The sequence below is a fragment of the Acidobacteriota bacterium genome, assembly GCA_033549365.1.
GTDB lineage: Bacteria > Acidobacteriota > Aminicenantia > Aminicenantales > Saccharicenantaceae > JAWSUF01.
On the sequence record JAWSUF010000010.1, the window covers coordinates 75,960 to 94,079 of the forward strand.

Genomic DNA, 18,120 nt, shown 5'->3' on the forward strand with positions numbered 1-18,120 from the left:
CCGGCCGGGCGATATTGACATCCCGCGCACCTCCGCTTATGATTTCGCTCACCATGTCATGAAGACCATTTCGAAAAAGAAGACCGGAAAAAAAGGCGGATTCGGAAAATTTTTGGGCTTCGTTGAACGTGCGGGCAATGCCCTGCCGCACCCGGCCAGTCTTTTCGCCGGCCTGGCCGTTTCGGCCCTGGTGTTTTCCATGCTCGGCAGCCGTCTCGGCTGGACGGCCGTGCACCCGGGAACGGGCGCGGAGGTGAACATCGTCAACCTCCTTTCCAAGGACGGTCTTCATCGGATCATTCTTGAAATGGTCGACAACTACACCGGCTTCGCGCCACTGGGAATCGTCATGGTGGCGCTTCTGGGCATCGGCATCGCCGAAAGCAGCGGGCTGATCAGCGCGGCCATCCGGCTCATGGTTCTCAAAGCCCCGGCCCGGCTTCTGACTTTCGTCATCGTGTTTTCCGGAATTCTTTCCAACATCGCGTCCGACTTGGGTTATGTGCTGATCATTCCCCTGGGAGCCGTCATTTTTCATTCGGTGGGGCGCCATCCCATCGCAGGCATGGCGGCCGCTTTCGCCGGGGTTTCGGGCGGCTTCAGCGCCAATCTTTTTATCGGCACCATCGATCCCCTGCTGGCGGGTCTTTCCACCGAAGCGGCCAGAATTCTCGACGAGGCCTATTATGTTCTTCCGACCGCCAATTATTTCTTCATGGCGGCTTCCACGTTCATCATCGCCGTTTCCGGAACATGGGTCACGGAAAAAATCATTGAGCCGCGGTTGGGCGGGTATCAGGGCGATGTGAAGGCCGAGGCGCTCGAACCTCCTTCATCAAAAGAGAGAAAGGCGCTCAGATGGGTGCTGGCGGTGATCGGCCTTTGGCTGATTTTGCTTTTGATCGGACTCATCCCTTCCGAAGGTTTCCTGCGCGGTCCGGACAACTCGCTGTTGCGCTCGCCGATTCTCAAGGGTTTCATCGCCTTTCTCTTTTTCTTCGCCGGATCCATGGGCGTCATCTACGGATTCATCACGGGCAAGTTCAAATCCGACGCCGACGTGGTCAAGGGCATGGTCGACAGCTTCAAAACTCTGGCCCCCTTCATGGTGCTTGTTTTCTTCGCCGCCCAGTTCGTGGCCTATTTCCGATGGAGCAACCTGGGACTCATCATCGCCATCAAAGGGGCCGCGGGCATACAGAACATGAACCTGGGCCTGATTCCGCTTCTCCTCATGTTCATTGTGTTGTCGGGCTTTATCAACATGTTCATGGGCAGCGCTTCGGCCAAGTGGGCCATCCTCGGGCCGATCTTCATTCCCATGTTCATGCTTTTGGGATATTCGCCGGAGCTTTCCCAGGCGGTTTATCGCATCGGCGACAGCGTGACCAATATCATTTCGCCCATGATGAGTTTCTTTGCGCTGATCATCGTCTATTTCGCCAAATACGACAAGAAAGCCGGCATCGGCACCCTGATCTCAACCATGCTGCCGTACTCCATCGTCTTTACCATCCTGTGGTCGATCTTGCTGATCCTCTGGGTCGTGCTCAACCTTCCCCTCGGACCCGGCGCCGGCATTTACTATTCGGGATAGAACGGAAAACCCGGCTCGAACTCGGAAACCTTAACGGGGAAATGAGGGGAATGACCCGTGTAGGACTCGAACCTACAACCCGCAGATTAAGAGTCTGCTGCTCTACCAGTTGAGCTAACGGGCCGAAAAATCCCCCTTAGTTTAGACAAGTCGCACTCCGATGTCAAACGCTCGGTTTTTCCCCGAAACGGTGACGGGTTTGCTATAATGATGGTTTAAAGGACGGAGATCATGAAGTTAAAAGCTGCGATTCTTTTTGCCGTGGTCGTCGGTTTCGCCGGAAACGCGATATCGGCCCAAAATCAGACGATCAACAACACCAAAAGGTTGAATGTGTTTCTCGACGTCGAGAGATCCATCGATGCGGATTTCATCCGGCAGGAAATTCCCGTCGTGGATTACGTCCGGGACAAGGAGCTGGCCGACGTCCATATCATCATCTCACGCCATCGGGTCGGCGCAACCGGGGAGACGTACTGCATCTCGTTTATCGGCTATGGGAACTTCAAGGATAAAAACTACGAACTGAATTGCTGGGCCCCCGCCTCGAACTCCTCCGATATGACTCGCCGCGAATACACGGAGATGATCAAAATGGGGCTCACCCCCTATCTGGCCGAAACAGGCGCGGCCCGCAGGATGCGGGTCACCTATGACGCGGTTCTCGTTGGGCCTGCCGACGAAGAGGAGCCCTTGAAGGACCCGTGGAACGCCTGGGTCTTCGAGATCTACGGCGGAGGCAACTTCAGCAGGGAGGAGACCCGAAACTCGCTCCATATCCGGTATGGCCTGTTCGCCGACAGGATCACCCGGGAGTCCCGAACGCGGCTGCGCCCTTACGGCAATTACAATGAAAGAAATTATGTGACCGACGACGGCACCATCACGTCGACAACCGTCCGGGGAGGGTTCGACAGTTATCACATTATCAGTCTCAGCGACCACTGGGCGGCCGGTGTTTTCGGAGATATTTTCATCAGCACGTTCGACAATATGAACTTCAGCGCCGTCCTTTCCCCCGCCCTTGAATACAGCCTTTTTCCCTACGATCAAGCCACCCGGCGTTCGATAACGCTGGCCTGGAGAATCGGAGCGGGATATTACGACTATGTGGAAGAAACGATCTTCGACAAGACCCGGGAGGTCCTTTTCGGACAGGCGCTTGTGGCTTCAGCCGCTTTCAGGCAGCCTTGGGGCGATGTCCGGGCCAGTCTGGTCGGATTTCACCACTTCCATGACATCCGATCCAACAGAACGGAGTTGTCCGCCAATTTGAATCTCCGGATCGTGGCCGGATTGTCGCTCAGCCTCAGTTCCCGATTCAATCTCATCAACGATCTTGCGGCCATCCCGAAAACCGATCTGTCGCTTGAAGAAATTCTTCTGGAACAACGCCGCAGGGCGACCTCGTATCAGTTCAGCGCGAACATCGGACTGTCGTACACGTTCGGTTCAAGAATCACCGGCATTTTCAATCCACGGCTCGATCTCTGATCGGTCTCCCTCGATCACAAAAGGGCCCGGGTCAGAAACGGAACATAGGTGATGAGGAGAACCGCCAGGATCCGGACGGCCATGAAGAGCAGGACGTCGCGGTAGACGCGCGGCATGGGTTCGTTGAATCGGTAGGAGGCCAGGAACAGGTTCATGCCGACGGGGGGGGTGAGATAACCGAGTTCCAGGTTGGCCAGGAAAATGACGCCGAGATGCACGGGGTCGATTCCGAAAACCTGACCCAGGGGGATGATCAGGGGCACGACCACGAGAATCGCGGAATAGATATCCATAAAACACCCGACCAGCAGCAGGGCCAGATTGAGGAGCAGAAGAAAAGCGTATTTGGACAGCATCGAGGATTCGACCCAGGCGCTGAGCCGGGTCGGAATTTGGGCATCGATGATGTAATAGGAGAGCCCGTTGGCCAGGGCCAGGATAATCAGAACGCCTCCGATGATGGGGACACATTTGGCCGCCACCCGCCGGAGATCTTTCAAGCTCAGATCCTGCTTGATGACAATCTCCACGAAGGCGGTATAGAGAACGGCCAGGGCGGCGCTCTCCTGAAGGTTGGTGATCCCGCCGAAATAGAGTCCGAAAACGCCGACCGGAAGGATGAGCTCCCAGGCCGACTGTCCGAGGGAAACAATCGCTTGGCCCGGCTGGAACGGCGGCCGCGGAATTTTCTTCTTGATGGAATACACGATCCCGATTCCGGCCACGGACAACACCAGAATCAAGCCGGGGATGATCCCTCCGACAAACATGTCCTTGATGCTGGTCTGCGCGGTCACGCCGTAGATGATCACGGGCAGGCTCGGGGGAAACAGGAGTCCGATGCTGCCCGAGGCCGTGAGAAGTCCGACGGCGAATCTCTTGGGATAGCCGGCATCGATCAGAATGAAGGAGAGAAGCCCGCCCAGGGCCAGGATCGTCACACCCGACGATCCCGTGAATGTCGTGAAGAAGGCGCAGACCAGAACGGCCATAATGGTCAGTCCGCCGGGAATCCAGCCGAAAAGGGACTGAAAGAACCGGACCATTCTCTCCCCGGCCTTGCTTTCCGAAAGAAGGAAGCCCACCACGGCGAACAGGGGAATCGCCGGGATGGCATGACCGGTCAGCACGGTGTAAGCCTGATTGGGAATGATTTCCAGAGGTTGTCCGGCATGGACAAACAGAAAAAACCCGATGCCGCCGAGGACAATAAAAATCGGGACGCCGAAAAAGGCCATGACGACGAGAAGAACAATCAGGGGAGTTGTCAGGGAAGCCAGAATCGGCTGGAGGATTTCCTGGATCGAGGCCAGGGGGCCCAGCCAGGTTTCGCGGGCGGAGCCCAGGACCTGGGAGAAAGGCCCGAAGGCAAAGAGGATTCCCAGCGGCACGGCGACGGCCGCAACCCAAAACCGACGTTTTTTTGACTCGAGTCCGGTGACGAAACGGAGACTCATCAGAAGGAATCCCGCGACCATGACCAGGGCCATGAGGCGCTTGGGGATGAATCCGATTTTTTCCCCCGGACCGAAGGCCATGCCGGCGAAGGACCAGGCGGTGAAGGCGAACGCCGCGGCCAGGGCGGCCGAGAGAACGGCCGCTGTAATATCCAGGACCGATTGGACGGATTTTGGAAGCTTCCAGTCAATGGCCAGTGACAGGTGCCTTTTCTCCCGCGACGTGACGGCGGCGGCGATAAAGGTCGCGGCCAAAACGAGGTGCTGGATATAGGCGGTCGAATGAGGCAGGCCCGTGTTGAAAAACTTGCGGGCGACGACTTCGCCGATCAACAGGACGGCCAGCAAAACAAGACAGAGAGCGACAAGAACATCTTCGAAGAGACGGCCGGCGCGGATGATTTTACCGGCCACGGTTTTTTCGGTATTCCCGGATATGCCCGATCATCGCATCGTAGACCGGCTTGGGGAAAGCCCGGCCGATGAGATCCTCGACGCCCTGGGCGGACACCTCCCGCCACTTGACCATGGCGTCGTCCGGCGGGTCATGGACGACCAGTCCATGTTCCTTCATGGTGGCCAGGGCTTCCTTTTCGAGGTTCATGGTCTGTTTGTAGAGATCCCGGGATATTCTTTCGACGGCATCCATCATCGGCTGCCGGAACTCGCGGGGAATGCTTTCCCAGGCCCGATCGCTGAGGAACATGCCGCCGACAAGAGGCGCCAAGGTCATCGACAGCATATGCGGGATAAGGGCGAAATACTGCCCTGATCCCGCGATAAGCGCCGGCAAATAGGCGGCGCCCACCGCCCCGCTCTGGAGCTGCACCATAAAATCCTTGATATCGCCCGGGACAACCTGGAATCCGGACTTTTTCCAAATCTGCTCCAGTTCCGGGTCGCCCTGAGTGACGCTCACTTTAAATTTTTTCAGATCGTCCGGGTAGATGACCGGGTCCTTGGCGAAAAAGTGAACCCATCCGGCCAGTGTCCACAAAATGACCTTGAATCCCTTGTCCTCGATCTCTTTCTCAAAGACCGATTTCATGCGATCGAAGACGAATTCGAATTCCTCCTGGGAATCGAATATAAAGGGGAGGTTGAGAACCAGGACGGATCGTTCGATCTTGGTGATGCCCATGTTGGTGAAGACCCCGCCCTGGAGCGCGCCCAGGCGGATTTTGCGGATCATGTCCATTTCCGTTCCGGCGATTCCCCCGGGGTAGATTTTGACCTGAACCTGCCCGCCGGAGATCTTTTCCCACTCGCGGGCAACTTCCTGAAGCGCCCGGTCCCAGGGCGATCGGGCCGGGGCGACGGATCCGATCTTGATGACGACGGCCGCCCGAAGGTCGGCCGCGGCCGCAATCAGAAGAATTGCGGCCGTGCAGAGAATCATGAATTTTTTCATTGAATATCTTCCTGTCCGGCCGGGTCGGAATTCCCGTCAAGCTCGATGAAATAATCGTCGATGTTATCAAGCAGCCATTTGGCCTTTCGGCGGTTGAGGACATTGACAAGGCGGTTATCCGGAAGCCGGTCGGCATCGAATTTCAGGACCTGGGAGAGAAGATCCCTGAACTCCGCGGCGTTCTGCTCCTTGACACAGACGGTCACGGCCAGGGCCACGAGATGCGAGGTGTTGGTCTCTCCCGACACGGTCTTGGCCCGTTCGAAATGCTCGCGAGCCTTCTGCAGATCTCCCCCCATATATTCTGGAAGAGAGCCGTAGTAATAAATGTAGAAAAGCTCCACGGCCGCCGGGTCGTAACCGGGATCGACCTGGTGCACTCTTTCCATCAGCGAGGCGGCCTGTGGAAGCGTCAGGCCGAATTTCATGTCGAAGGGGTCGGAGCCGAAGGCGCCGACCCAGCCGAGCGCCGTCCAGTACAGAAATCCGGCGTCCTGCCGTCCGAACACGGCCAGCGCGTCACGGTATCGGCGGTTCTTGAGCTGATCCAGGAGTGCGGGGTTCTTTTTTTCAAGATGAACGAGAAGGATGTCGCGGCCGCGCAGGTAAAGATTCTTGGCCCGCCGGAACAGGAACTCCCGGGTTTCCAGATCGCGCTTCGGCGTCATGTCCGCGGGGGTCTGGATGAAGGCGTTGGCATAGGTGATATAGAGACTGCCCGTCACCAGACGCAGCCCTTCATGATCGGGAAGCGAGGTCAGGAGCGTTTCATAGAGCTTGATGGCGAAGGGCAGGGCGTCTCCGACGAGTTCGGGATCATTGTCCTGTGTGAACACGCCCCCCGATCCCGGCGACGTCATCATTCCGGCGACTTTTTTCAAGGCCAGTTTTTCCACGGAACAGGACGCCGTCAATAGAAGCGCAACAAAGGCGGCGATCCCGGTTTTCATTGTCTTGTTCATGATCTTCCTCAATATTATGAACAAAAAATCCGGAGAGTCAATTGATAACCGCGAGGCCGGCTCTCGGATCCCTCAGCCTGATCCGGCCGTCTTCCTGACCGCCGACAATCCTTCGGCGGTGGCGATGAAAACGAGAACATCTCCGGGACTGAGACTCGTGTCGTCCGGCGGCTGGAAACGGAATTCTTCCGTGTCCGCCTTCCGCATGGAAACGAGAAGGGCCCCGGGAACCGCCTTGAGGCCCGAGTCGGCCAGTGTGCGGCCCGCAAGCGGCGAATCCTCGGGGATCACCGATTCCTCGACGCGAAGGACCTGGTCTTTTCCGTAAAGCATCTTGTCCAGGAAAGAGACAACGGCGGGCCGGACCATCTGGGAGACCATCCGCATGCCGCCGATATAGTCCGGGGAAACGACATAATCCGCGCCGGCTTTCCTGATCTTATCGTGCGATCGGACATCGATGCCCTTGGCGATGATGCGAAGCCGGGGATTGAGACTTCGGGCGGAGACGGCCGCAAAGAGATTGGCCTCATCGGTCGGCAGAGAGAGGATGATCCCCCGTGCCCTCTCGATCCCTGCCTGACGGAGCGCGTCGTCGTCCGCGGGATCGCCGACGATATGAAGGAACCGTCCGGATTCCATAAACTTTTCCATCCGCTCCGCCGAGACGTCCACAACGACGAAATCCCGTCCCGTGGCCCGGAGCTCCCGGATAACGGTTTCCGCGGTTTCGTCCGAACCGCAGACGATGATATGGCCGGAAATGCGGCCGATGTCCTTGTCCATGCGTTTTCTCCCAAGGAGACTCTTGAGCTCCCCTTCCACGATGAAAGCCGTGATGGAGGTCACGGCGAAGGCGATCGTGCCCAAGCTCAGGATAATGTAGATGAGAGTGAAAAGGCGAGCTCCGGGATTTCCGGTAAGATCGTGGACCTCCCCATATCCCACTGTGGCCACCGTGATTACGGTCATATAGGCGGCATCGAGAAGAGACCAGGATTCCCCACCGAGGATTTTGAAGCCGCCCACACCGATAGCACAGACCGTCAGGAATAACCCGGCGGAAACGATCACCCGTTTTCGGCTTTTCACGACATGTCCTTCGTTTTTCCGATTATAGCCGATGGCCGGAGGAGAACACAACGCATTGGCCTGGATTTCCATTGTCCGGCCCCCGAATCCGATGATACAATGCCGCCATGAAAATTTTGAAAAGCGGCGCGACACCCTCGGCCATTGTAGCCCTGTCTCAGAAAATCACCCGGATGAGCCGGGAGCGGAATGTGGAGTTCCTGCGTCTCGAACGCGGCATCCCCGGCGTTCGACCCATCGACCTTCAATCCGCCCTGCCTTTCATTCCTTTCAATGCCCCTCAACTTCAAGCCTATCCGCCCTCGACCGGCCGCGAAGATCTCAAGACGGCCGTCAACGCCTCCTATTTCGCGGGGCAAACCCGGTCCGAGCGCATCATCGTCACCCCCGGGGGTTCCATGGGACTCGATATCGCCTTTCAAATCCTGGATGTCGACAAGGTCTTTCTTCCGGAATTTCATTGGGGAACATACCGCAAGATCCTGCAAATACGGAACCGCAGTTGGGATTATTATGCCTCTCTCGACGAATTCACCGTCCGGCCGGAGCGATTCACCGGTTCCGCCGTGGTGATCTGCGATCCCGACAATCCCCTCGGCTCTCTTCAGCCCGCGGGGCGGGTCATCGATACGGCGGCCAATCTGGGAGCGGCCGGGGCCGCCGTTCTGGTCGATTGCCCCTACCGCCGTCTTTTTCTCGACCCCTCGGACGGTTTCTATGAGGCCCTGGCTCGGCTTGAAAACGTCGTCATCGTCGAAAGCTTCAGCAAGTCTCTCGGCCTCAGCGGACTGCGCGTCGGTTTCGTTCACGCCTCCGACCCGGACTTCCTGTCCGAGTTTTCCCTGCGCCTGGCCCTTCCCACAAACGGTGTCGACAACATCGCCCAGGCCTTCATCGAGCATTTCCTGGCCCGCCCTGAGGGGAGGGCCGCGGCCGAGACCTACCGGACGGCGACCGCGGAACACACCGCAAAAAATCTCGCTTTTCTGGAAACCCGCGGTTTACTGGCTGCGGAGTTTTACCGGGAGGCAAAATGCCTGGGGATTTTCGCGATCATCAACCGGACCCCGGAGGAACTTCTGGAGTCCCGGATCGGCGCCATCTCTCTGGCCGCCTTCACCGAAACACGGAAGGATCAGACGGCGGGATACGCCCGCATCAACATCGCCGTTCCCCACGATGCGTTTGTCGCGTTTTTCGAAGCCCACATGAAAAGATTCCCGTCGGGCTCCGCAGGGTGAAGCGCGGCGGGCCGCCCGTTTTCAGGCTCTTCGGCCGTCTCGACCTCCGAAAACAAAAGAAAAATAATCAAAACAATGATCGCAATCACAATCAGAATAATGCCGAAAATGATCCAGGGACTGAGTTTTTTCATGCCGCCCTCCTGTCGATAGTTTATCAAAGCCGCAAAGAACAGACAAATGAAGGGAATCGGATGGCGCGCCTGAGAGGATTCGAACCTCTGACCTACGGATCCGGAGTCCGTCGCTCTATCCACTGAGCTACAGGCGCGTGTTCCGGGTTCGCCTATTGTATGCATCCCGCGACCGGAAATCAACTGCCGCGAAAGGGTTCCCTGTGACATCGCGGATTGCGATTCATGACTTCGGCATAGAAAAATGTTGAAATCGGCCGGAAAATGAATATTCTTTAAGATGCATGAAACGCCTCGCCGCGGATGCCCTGCTCTACAGCGTCAAGCACCAGGGCGGCGGAAACTTCAAAGTCGATACGCTTTAACGGAGTTTGGCGGCGAGAGCCTCGGCTCTTTCCTTATATGAGGGGTGAGCGGCGGCCCTCTCGGCGGCGGACAGGGCGTCGTCCTTTTTCCCGGCGTTGGCATAGCCCGCCGCGGCTCCGTACCAAGCACCGGCCAGCGCCTCGTCGAGCTTGCGTATTTTTTCCTGTTGTTTTGTCCGCATCCGGGACTTCCGGTTTTCAGCCAGAGGGGCGCTCTCGATTTCACCGAGCCGGGCCCGGCCGGCCTGAAGGCCGCTTTCCGTGGCCGCGGCGGCCTTGGCGAACCATCCGGCCGATTCAAGCCAGGCGCTTTCCCGGGCCCGGATGTTGGCCAGCCCGAACAGCGCATCGGTATTCCTGGGGCCGTATTCGAGCGCCTCGAGAAAATCGGCCGCGGCCTTGTCCAGATGCCCGAGCTCGAGATTCAGGCGGCCGGAGAGGCCGAAGACTTCGGTGTTGGTCGGCAGGCGGCCCTTGGATTCCTGAATGTGTCCGACCGCTTTTTCCGGTTCCTTGAGCGCCGAGAGGTTCCGGGCGATCCAGTAATGGCTCTCCCCGACAAGGTAGAATCCCATTTCCAGGTTTTTCTCCAGGACCGCGATCGCCTCCTCGTGTTTTCCCATGGCGCTCAGGCAGACGGCTTTGCCGAGCAGCGCATCCCGATAGCCCGGCTCGATGTCCAGCGTCAGATCATAAAACTCCAGGCTCTTCTCAATCTCTTCCGTCGCAAAATAGAGAGCGGCCAGAAGGATTCGTGTCTGGGGCGACTCGGGAATGCCCTCGAAGGCCCGGAGGAGATGGGATTCGGCCTCGAGAACGGCACCCCGGCGAAGAGCCTCCTGACCGAGATGGTAGTGCGCTTCATAAAAGGCGGATTCCCGGGTGAGAAGGCCCTTGAGAGCCTCGGGGTCCTCTCCGCCGCAGACGGCATTCCGATAGAGAAGGAGCATCGACCCGGGAAAAGCCTCGACATAGGCCGCCGGATCGATCCGCCGTTCGGCAAAGATCCCCTGGGAGCATTTCCAGGCCGTAAAAATATAGCCCAAGAACTCGTCCGCGAGCGACCGGGCGGCGAGGTCCTCCTCCATGACCAAGACTCTTTTCCGGACCTCCTGGAAATCGGTTTCGAATTCCGGCACAATATCGATCTCGGTGATGATGCCTCGCGTACTCTTCGGCACAAGCCAGGCCATTTCGAGATAGGGCCGATAACCGGCAAGGGAGGCGTTGGCCTCAAAAACCCGACGCGCCGCCTCGAAATTCCGGAGGCCTTTCATCCCCATCTCTCCTTCACGGAGCGAAAGGAGAAGAAGGGATTTGAAAAACGGCGCGGCCGCACGGCCTCGGAGGCCGGGAAAGGCATAGGCTTCGGCATAGATCCGGGCGGCCTCGCGGATGGTGACATACGCCCCGCGTTCCAGGAGGGCGTCGGCTTCGGTCAGCCGCTCCTCGATATCGGGCGGCGGGGACGGTCCCGGGCCGGGAAGAGTCGCACAGGAGACGGTCAGAAAAAAGAAAGCAAGTCCGGCCGTCGCGGCCGCCATCGTCAAAATAAGATTTTTTCCTTTCATACGGCCTCCCGTTTCCTCTTTTCCTCACAATTCCGGTTTCATGACTTTTAATATACATGAAATCCGTTCCCTCCTGATAGCGCCTGTCTTTGACAGGCGATCCCTGCTTTGTTAAAGTTTCCGAAGTCGTTATGAAGTCATTCCCGACCGCCATCCCGCAAAGGAGCCTCTCATGAAATCTTTGAGGAATTTCGCAGTCTTCATGGTTCTGATTTTCTCTTTCTTCTTCGCAACCGCCGCAGGAACACAAACCGAAGAGGCGCCGGGCCGCCCGCGCCCCCTGGAACTTCAGGACATTCTGGCCTGGAAATCGATCGGAGCGCCGACGATTTCACCGGACGGCACCTGGCTGGCTTATCGCCTGAGCCCGGTTGAGGGCGATTCCGAGGTCGTCGCCCGGAGAATCCGGGACGACCGGGAATGGCGTTTCCCCGCCGGCGATGCTCCCTCCTTCGTTTCCGGAAGGGATATCGCCTTTTCCGAGGATGGAACATGGTTGTGTTTCCTCGCCCATCCGACAACGTCGGAGGCCAAAAAACTGAGAAAGGAAAGAAAGCGTATCCAAACCCGGGCCGTCCTGGTCGAATTGGCTTCCGGAGAAAAAACAGAATTCCAGGCCATCCGCGGCTTTTCCTTCTCCGGGGAAAATCCGGGGTGGCTGGCCCTCCATAAATATGTTCCCGAGAGTCAGGAAAAGGAAAAAGATGCCTGGACCGGCTCCGATCTCGTTCTTCGTGAACTGCGATCCGGAAAAGACATTGTGCTCGGTAACATCGCGGAATTCGCCTTCGACCGCAAGGGGCGCAGGCTGGCCCTGGTCGTGGACACGTTCGGTGGCGAAGGAAACGGCGTCCAGATCCGCGACATGACGACAGGTGCGCTCTTCGCGCTGGACAGCGGCAAGGCATTCTATAAAGGGCTGACCTGGTCTGAAAAGGGTGAAGGGCTGGCTTTTCTGAAAGGCGTCGAGGACAAAGCCTTCGAGGACAAGCTCCAGGCCGTCCTGGGATTTTCGGGCTTCGAGGCCGGAACCAATAAAATCCGGAAGATCCACTACGATCCGAAAGACGATCCCGCCTTCCCCGCCGGCATGACCATCAGTTCCCAACGCGCACCGCGCTGGACGGAAAGCCTGGACGGGCTCGTTTTCGGCATCGCCGAAGCAAAGAAAAAAGCCGGGACGGCGCCTGCAAGCGAAGAGAAAAAAGCCGAAACTCCGGTCGCGGCTTTGGATGATGAGGAGATTCCCGGCCTGGTCGTCTGGCATTGGCTCGACCGGCGCCTCCAATCCCAACAACAAGTCGAGGAAAGGCGGGACGCCGCGTTCAGCTTCCTGTCCGTTTATCGGGCCAAAGAGAATCGATTCATCCGGCTGGCGGACGATGATCTGCGGCGCATCGAGGCGGCGCCGCGGGACCGGTGGGCCGTGGGTCTCGACAACTCGCCCTATGAGCTTGACGGCAATCTTGACGGACGGCGGCATCAGGACGTCTATGCCGTCGATATGGCGACCGGGGAAAGAAAAAAAGCGATCGAAAATTGCCGCTGGTATTTCGGGTCGTCGCCCGACGGAACGCGTCTTCTCTACTTCAGGGACCGCCACTTCCATGTCTATGACATGCCATCAGGGCGTTCGGTGAACATCACCGCGGAGGTTCCCGTCTCCTTCGTCAACGAAGAGGACGACCACAACGTCATCGACCCGCCGCGACCGCCCGTCGGCTGGACCAAAGACGGCCTCTCCGTTCTTCTCTCCGATGGATGGGACGTCTGGAACGTTCCGGCCGGGAAAGGGCGCGCGGTCAATCTGACCGCGGACGGCCGCGCCGGACAAATCCGGTACCAGAGCCGCATCCGGCTGGATCCCGAAGAAAAGGGCATCGATCCGGCCGTTCCCCAGTATTTCTCGGTTTACGGAGAATGGACGAAAAAAACCGGGATCGCCCGGATCGAAATGGGACGTCCTGGAGCAGCCCGGCTTCTCTGGGACGACGCCGTCTTCAGCCGTCTCCAGAAAGCCCGAAAAGCGGACGTCTATCTCTACACCCGGGAGACTTCCGGAACGTTTCCCGATTATTATGCCGCCGGCGCCATGCTGAAAAACGGCCGGCGGCTCACGGAGGCCAATTCGCAACAATCGGATTTCCTATGGTCCTCGGGGGCCAGGCTCGTCGACTACACAAGCGCCAAAGGGGCCCGGCTTCAGGCGGCGCTCTTCCTGCCCGCCGGCTATGAGGAGGGCAAACGCTATCCGACCCTGGTCTACATCTACGAAAAACTCTCTCAATCCCTCAATCGCTATCTGATGCCGAGTCCCTATGGCTTTAACGCCGCGGCCTACACAAGCCGGGGCTACGCCGTTCTGATGCCCGACATCGTCTACACCATCAATGATCCGGGAATGTCGGCCGTATGGTGTGTTCTGCCGGCCCTCGACGCGGCCGTCGCGACGGGCGTCGTGGACAAGACGCGGGTCGGTCTTCAAGGCCATTCCTGGGGCGGCTACCAGACATCGTTTCTGATCACCCAGACCGACGCTTTCGCCGCGGCCGCGGCCGGAGCGCCCCTCACCAATATGATTTCCATGTACAGCTCGATCTACTGGAATACGGGATCGGCCAACCAGCCGATCTTCGAAAGCAGCCAGGGCCGATTCACCGGCGGCTATTGGGAGAATCTTGAAGCCTATGCCCGCAATTCACCCGTCTACTTCGCCGAAAAGGTGGTCACCCCGCTGCTCCTCCTTCACAACGACAAGGACGGGGCGGTCGACTGGAACCAGGGCATCGAATACTTCAATACCCTCCGGCGGCTGAAAAAGCCCGTCGTCATGCTCCAGTACAGCGGGGAAAACCACGGCCTCCGGAAACCGCCCAACCGGAAAGACTACGGCGTCCGCATGCGGGAATTTTTCGACCACCATCTCCTCGGCGGCGAAGCGCCCGATTGGCTCCGCGAAGGCGTGTCTCACCTCGATCTTAAGGACCACCTGAAGAAAAGAGCCGGAGATCTGATTCTCAAGGACGGAAAACCGAAGCCGGAGGATCCCAAGGCCGAGAAGTCCCAAGACTAGAGCGGTTGTCGGAGTCTGATGCCGGCAAACCGCCCGGGTTGCTTTTTCCTGCCTCTAATGTATACTGTTTATATAGGATTTATAAACAACAGGAGGACCGATGATCCGCCGTATCCATATCGCGGCCGTCGCCGCCGCCGTTCTGCTCAGCCTGGCCGGCTGGAGGGGCATGAACAGCCTCATCCATGCCGATCTCAAAAACACCACGTCCCTTCCGGAAGGAGATCCCCAAGTGATGGACAAAGTCATAAAATCCGAGGACGAATGGAAAAAGATTCTGACCCCGGAACAGTTCCGCGTGATGCGCAAGAAGGGCACGGAACGGGCCTTTACGGGAAAACATAACGACCACTACGAAAAAGGCCTTTACGTTTGCCCGGGCTGCGGCACGCCGCTGTTTTCCTCCGAAACCAAATACAACAGCGGTTCGGGTTGGCCCAGTTTTACGGCGCCGATCCGGACCGAACATATCGCCCACCGTCGGGACCGGTCTCTCCTGATGGACAGAACCGAAGTCCTGTGTGCCGTCTGCGACGCCCACTTGGGCCATGTCTTCAACGACGGGCCGGGACCGACGCATCTGCGCTATTGCATCAATTCAGAAGCTCTTGAATTTCAGTCCGGGGATGCGGACACGGCCGCGGGCGGAAACGGGCCGGGATCCAGGCCGCCGGATAAAGCGGCCGTGACATGCGCAAAAGCCGAACCCGGTCCCAAAAAAGCGACGTTCGCCGCCGGATGTTTCTGGGGCGTCGAGGACAAGATCCGGCGTCATCCGGGAGTCGTCGACACCGCAGTCGGATATTCCGGCGGGCATGTCCCGAATCCCAATTATGCCCAGGTCTGCTCGGACAGGACCGGCCATGCCGAAGCCGTGGAGGTCGTCTTCGATCCGGCCCGAACGACCTACGAGGAACTCCTCGACCTGTTCTTCAGCCTCCACGACCCGACCCAGGTCGACCGCCAGGGTCCGGATGTCGGATCCCAGTACAGGTCGGCCGTCTTTTTCCACGATGAATTCCAGAAGGCGGCCGCCCTGAAGAAGATCGCCGAACTCAACGCCTCCGGGCGTTGGCGAAAGCCCGTGGCCACTCAGGTTGTGCCGGCCCAGGACTTCTACCGGGCGGAAGAGTATCACCAGCGCTATTTGGAAAAGCGCCGCAACCCTACCAAAAGATGATATAGAGGGCGATCGTCGCCGCCACGACGAAGATCCCGAGCCAGAAGACGGAGCGGGTCGGCTTCATGTCGAAATTCTGCCGTACGGGCATGACCTTGGGAGTCTTGAGCGGGCGGATGAGAGTCATCACGGCCATGACGCCAAGGATGACGACGAAAGTCAGGGCCATCCGGTTGAGAAAAGCCACGCTCTTGAACTGCCACTGAAGAAAGCCGTAGATCGGCACGCTGAGAAGCAGGCCCGTGACTCCGGCGGCGGCCGGCGCCCGTTTTGAAATCATTCCGAAGACAAAGACCGCCAGAATACCCGGAGAAATATAGCCCTGGAATTCCTGAATGTACGTGAAGATGCCCTTCAAAGCAGGATTCCCGAGCTGGGGCGCGATGGCGCATCCGATCAAAACGAAAACGAATGTCGAAATCCGCCCCGTCCGGATGAGGGTTTTCTGGGTCGCGTCCTTCTTGAGATGGCGCTTGAAAAGATCCATCGTGAAGATCGTGGAGGCGGAGTTCAGCATGGAGGCCAGCGAGCTGATCACGGCGCCGCTGATCGCGGCGAAGATGAAGGCCCGCGCGCCGGGACCGACCAGGTTCCGGATGAGGAGAGGATAAGCGGCGTCCGTTCCTCCCGAGCCGGTCATCCGGTCCCCGTAAAGCTGGAAAGCCATGATGCCCGGGAAGATGATGATGAAGGGGATGATGAGCTTGAGCAGCGCGGCGAAAATGATGCCCAACTGTCCCTGGCGCAGGGATTTCGCGGCCAGGGTCCTCTGCGTGATGTATTGGTTGAGACCCCAATAATAGAAATTCGGAATCCAGAGGCCGATCACAAGCGCCGTCCAGGGAAGCACCGGATGATCCCGGGGCAGAATCATGTGCAACTTGTCGGCATTGTGGCTGAAAAACTCCCCGACGCCGATGACCTTAAAACCCAGAATCATGGTTATGACGCCGCCGATGATGAGAGCCGAACCCTGGAAGAGATCGGCCCAGGCGACCGCCTTGAGACCGCCCCAGATCGTGTAGAGGCCGGCAATGATCCCGATGGTCAGGACACCGTAAAGGAGGTGGCCGGGATTCTCGATGTTGCCGAACAGCGTTTGAAGCGTCAGCCCTCCCGAATAGATCACGGCGGCGATCGTGACCCCGACATAGATGGCCATCGTAAAAAACGCCATGATGGCCCGGGCGGCGGCATTATACCGGTACTCCAGGTATTCGGGGATGGTGAAGATGCCGCTTCTGAGGAACTTCGGCAGGAAGAAAAAAGCCACGACGACAAGGGTGATGGCCGCCATCCATTCATAGCTGGCGATGGCCATCCCGGCGATGCCCGCACCCTGTCCGGCCATGCCGACAAAATGCTCGGTGGAAATGTTGGCCGCAATCAGGGACAGGCCGATCATGGGCCAGACAAGCCCCCGGCCGGCCAGGAAGAAATCCTCCCCCGTTTCCTCGCGGCGGCTCTTGAACATGCTGACACCGAGGACGACGGCAAAGAAGGCGATAAAAACAAGAATATCCAGGGCGCTCAGGTTCATTCCGGCCTCCTCATGCGATGGGTTCCCGGCAGCAGGTCGCGGGAATCCCCGGCGATCCCTCATCGTATTCGGCACACCGGATGATGTCAAGACAAGACAGAGTGGTTGACATCCGGGATATGCGGTTTTATATTGTCGAATGGATAAGGGGCATCAAATGATCAAACGATTCATTGTTTCCGGCATCGTGGTGTTTTTTCTGAGCGCAATCCCGGCCTCCGTCATTCCCCAGTTTACGCCTGAAGAGTTGGCGCAGAGGGCCAAGATCGAAGACATTCTGCTGAAAGGCGAAATTCTTCACTGGAAAGAGGTCGGGATCGGCGTCACCAAGCCTCTGCGGATGCATGTCCGCCTTGGAGACCGGGAAATCTCCGGCATCTGGAAAGATCCGTCCGCCGGAGATTCGGATTTCCATGAGGGCTGGCGCCACGAAATCGCCGCCTACCGATTGGATGACCATCTCGGGGTGGGAATGATTCCGCCGACCGTGGAACGGCGTTTCCGCATGAGAAAAGGTTCATTCCAATACTGGGTCGAAGGCCTGACAACCAAGCGCGCCCTCAACAGCGAGGACCGGGAGATTCCTGAAGACCGGCAGGACGCATGCGACAGGAGGCAGCGACTGGCCAATGCCTTCGACTGCCTGATCGCCAACATCGACCGCACCCAGGAGAACATCGCCTATACGGCGGATTGGCGCGTGATCCTGCTCGATCACTCCCGTGCGTTCCGCACGCACAACTTCTATGTCGATCAGCTCGTGTACGGCGATAAAGGCATGAGCCGGAAACCGATCGCCCCCCTGCCCCGGAATTTTGTCGAGCGCCTCCGCGGACTCGATGCCAAAACAATCCGGACTTCGGTCGGCAAATACCTCAACCCCAAGGAGATCCAGGCCGTCTTGAAGAGGCGGGATCTCATCCTCGATGAACTCGACGAATTGATTCGGAAGCACGGAGAAGACGCCGTTTTCTATGAGTCCCCCGCCGGATCCTAAGCCGGC

General features: G+C 58.3%; 12 protein-coding genes and 2 tRNA genes. 6 read left to right on the forward strand and 8 right to left on the reverse strand.

What is annotated here, in order from left to right:
- Window positions 1–58 precede the first annotated feature (58 nt).
- Window positions 59–1,597, forward strand: coding sequence for an AbgT family transporter (locus SCM96_12675; GenBank protein MDW7761473.1), 1,539 nt, complete (start codon window positions 59–61; stop codon window positions 1,595–1,597).
- A 51-nt stretch (window positions 1,598–1,648) separates the two neighbouring features.
- Here SCM96_12675 and SCM96_12680 read toward each other — a convergent pair.
- Window positions 1,649–1,721: transfer RNA gene (locus tag SCM96_12680), tRNA-Lys, on the reverse strand.
- Between the two features lie 107 nt (window positions 1,722–1,828).
- On the opposite strand from SCM96_12680, the gene SCM96_12685 reads away from it, so the two are divergent.
- Window positions 1,829–3,091, forward strand: a complete 1,263-nt coding sequence (locus SCM96_12685; GenBank protein MDW7761474.1) for a hypothetical protein — start codon at window positions 1,829–1,831, stop codon at window positions 3,089–3,091.
- Window positions 3,092–3,105: 14 nt separating this feature from the next.
- Here the strand turns inward: SCM96_12685 and SCM96_12690 are convergent, their stop codons facing one another.
- The 4 genes from SCM96_12690 to SCM96_12705 all read right to left on the reverse strand — a co-directional run bounded on the left by SCM96_12690 (window position 3,106) and on the right by SCM96_12705 (window position 8,013).
- Window positions 3,106–4,962: a TRAP transporter large permease subunit gene (locus tag SCM96_12690; GenBank protein ID MDW7761475.1), complete on the reverse strand. Its 1,857-nt coding sequence runs from the start codon at window positions 4,960–4,962 to the stop codon at window positions 3,106–3,108.
- Window positions 4,952–5,959, reverse strand: a complete 1,008-nt coding sequence (gene dctP, locus SCM96_12695) for a TRAP transporter substrate-binding protein DctP (protein MDW7761476.1) — start codon at window positions 5,957–5,959, stop codon at window positions 4,952–4,954. Before dctP ends, SCM96_12690 begins: the two co-directional genes overlap by 11 nt.
- Window positions 5,956–6,921, reverse strand: coding sequence for a TRAP transporter TatT component family protein (locus SCM96_12700; GenBank protein MDW7761477.1), 966 nt, complete (start codon window positions 6,919–6,921; stop codon window positions 5,956–5,958). The genes dctP and SCM96_12700 overlap by 4 nt, the downstream gene beginning before the upstream one ends.
- 72 nt (window positions 6,922–6,993) lie before the next feature.
- A complete protein-coding gene (locus SCM96_12705) occupies window positions 6,994–8,013 on the reverse strand; it encodes a potassium channel protein (GenBank protein MDW7761478.1) in 1,020 nt (339 codons plus the stop codon).
- 107 nt (window positions 8,014–8,120) lie between these two features.
- On the opposite strand from SCM96_12705, the gene SCM96_12710 reads away from it, so the two are divergent.
- Window positions 8,121–9,254, forward strand: coding sequence for a pyridoxal phosphate-dependent aminotransferase (locus tag SCM96_12710; GenBank protein ID MDW7761479.1), 1,134 nt, complete (start codon window positions 8,121–8,123; stop codon window positions 9,252–9,254).
- Window positions 9,255–9,449: 195 nt separating this feature from the next.
- Here SCM96_12710 and SCM96_12715 read toward each other — a convergent pair.
- Window positions 9,450–9,525: transfer RNA gene (locus SCM96_12715), tRNA-Arg, on the reverse strand.
- 224 nt (window positions 9,526–9,749) lie between these two features.
- The gene (locus SCM96_12720) at window positions 9,750–11,324 is read right to left on the reverse strand and encodes a tetratricopeptide repeat protein (protein ID MDW7761480.1); all 1,575 of its coding nucleotides are present in this window, start codon (window positions 11,322–11,324) and stop codon (window positions 9,750–9,752) included.
- Between the two features lie 172 nt (window positions 11,325–11,496).
- Here SCM96_12720 and SCM96_12725 point away from each other — a divergent pair, with 172 nt between their 5' ends.
- Both SCM96_12725 and SCM96_12730 read left to right on the forward strand, forming a co-directional pair.
- Window positions 11,497–14,397, forward strand: coding sequence for a prolyl oligopeptidase family serine peptidase (locus SCM96_12725; GenBank protein ID MDW7761481.1), 2,901 nt, complete (start codon window positions 11,497–11,499; stop codon window positions 14,395–14,397).
- A gap of 100 nt (window positions 14,398–14,497) precedes the next feature.
- The gene (locus SCM96_12730; GenBank protein MDW7761482.1) at window positions 14,498–15,577 is read left to right on the forward strand and encodes a bifunctional methionine sulfoxide reductase B/A protein; all 1,080 of its coding nucleotides are present in this window, start codon (window positions 14,498–14,500) and stop codon (window positions 15,575–15,577) included.
- Here SCM96_12730 and SCM96_12735 read toward each other — a convergent pair.
- A complete protein-coding gene (locus SCM96_12735; GenBank protein ID MDW7761483.1) occupies window positions 15,564–17,117 on the reverse strand; it encodes a solute:sodium symporter family transporter in 1,554 nt (517 codons plus the stop codon). The genes SCM96_12730 and SCM96_12735 overlap by 14 nt on opposite strands.
- 157 nt (window positions 17,118–17,274) lie before the next feature.
- On the opposite strand from SCM96_12735, the gene SCM96_12740 reads away from it, so the two are divergent.
- Window positions 17,275–18,114, forward strand: coding sequence for a hypothetical protein (locus tag SCM96_12740; GenBank protein MDW7761484.1), 840 nt, complete (start codon window positions 17,275–17,277; stop codon window positions 18,112–18,114).
- Window positions 18,115–18,120: the final 6 nt, after the last annotated feature.

Coding starts and splice junctions, on each gene's coding strand:
- SCM96_12675 (MDW7761473.1), top strand. CDS start 59: ATGAAGACCATTTCGAAAAAGAAGACCGGAAAAAAAGGCGGATTCGGA.
- SCM96_12720 (MDW7761480.1), bottom strand. CDS start 11,324: ATGAAAGGAAAAAATCTTATTTTGACGATGGCGGCCGCGACGGCCGGA.
- dctP (MDW7761476.1), bottom strand. CDS start 5,959: ATGAAAAAATTCATGATTCTCTGCACGGCCGCAATTCTTCTGATTGCG.
- SCM96_12730 (MDW7761482.1), top strand. CDS start 14,498: ATGATCCGCCGTATCCATATCGCGGCCGTCGCCGCCGCCGTTCTGCTC.
- SCM96_12700 (MDW7761477.1), bottom strand. CDS start 6,921: ATGAACAAGACAATGAAAACCGGGATCGCCGCCTTTGTTGCGCTTCTA.
- SCM96_12685 (MDW7761474.1), top strand. CDS start 1,829: ATGAAGTTAAAAGCTGCGATTCTTTTTGCCGTGGTCGTCGGTTTCGCC.
- SCM96_12710 (MDW7761479.1), top strand. CDS start 8,121: ATGAAAATTTTGAAAAGCGGCGCGACACCCTCGGCCATTGTAGCCCTG.
- SCM96_12725 (MDW7761481.1), top strand. CDS start 11,497: ATGAAATCTTTGAGGAATTTCGCAGTCTTCATGGTTCTGATTTTCTCT.
- SCM96_12740 (MDW7761484.1), top strand. CDS start 17,275: ATGATCAAACGATTCATTGTTTCCGGCATCGTGGTGTTTTTTCTGAGC.
- SCM96_12735 (MDW7761483.1), bottom strand. CDS start 17,117: ATGAACCTGAGCGCCCTGGATATTCTTGTTTTTATCGCCTTCTTTGCC.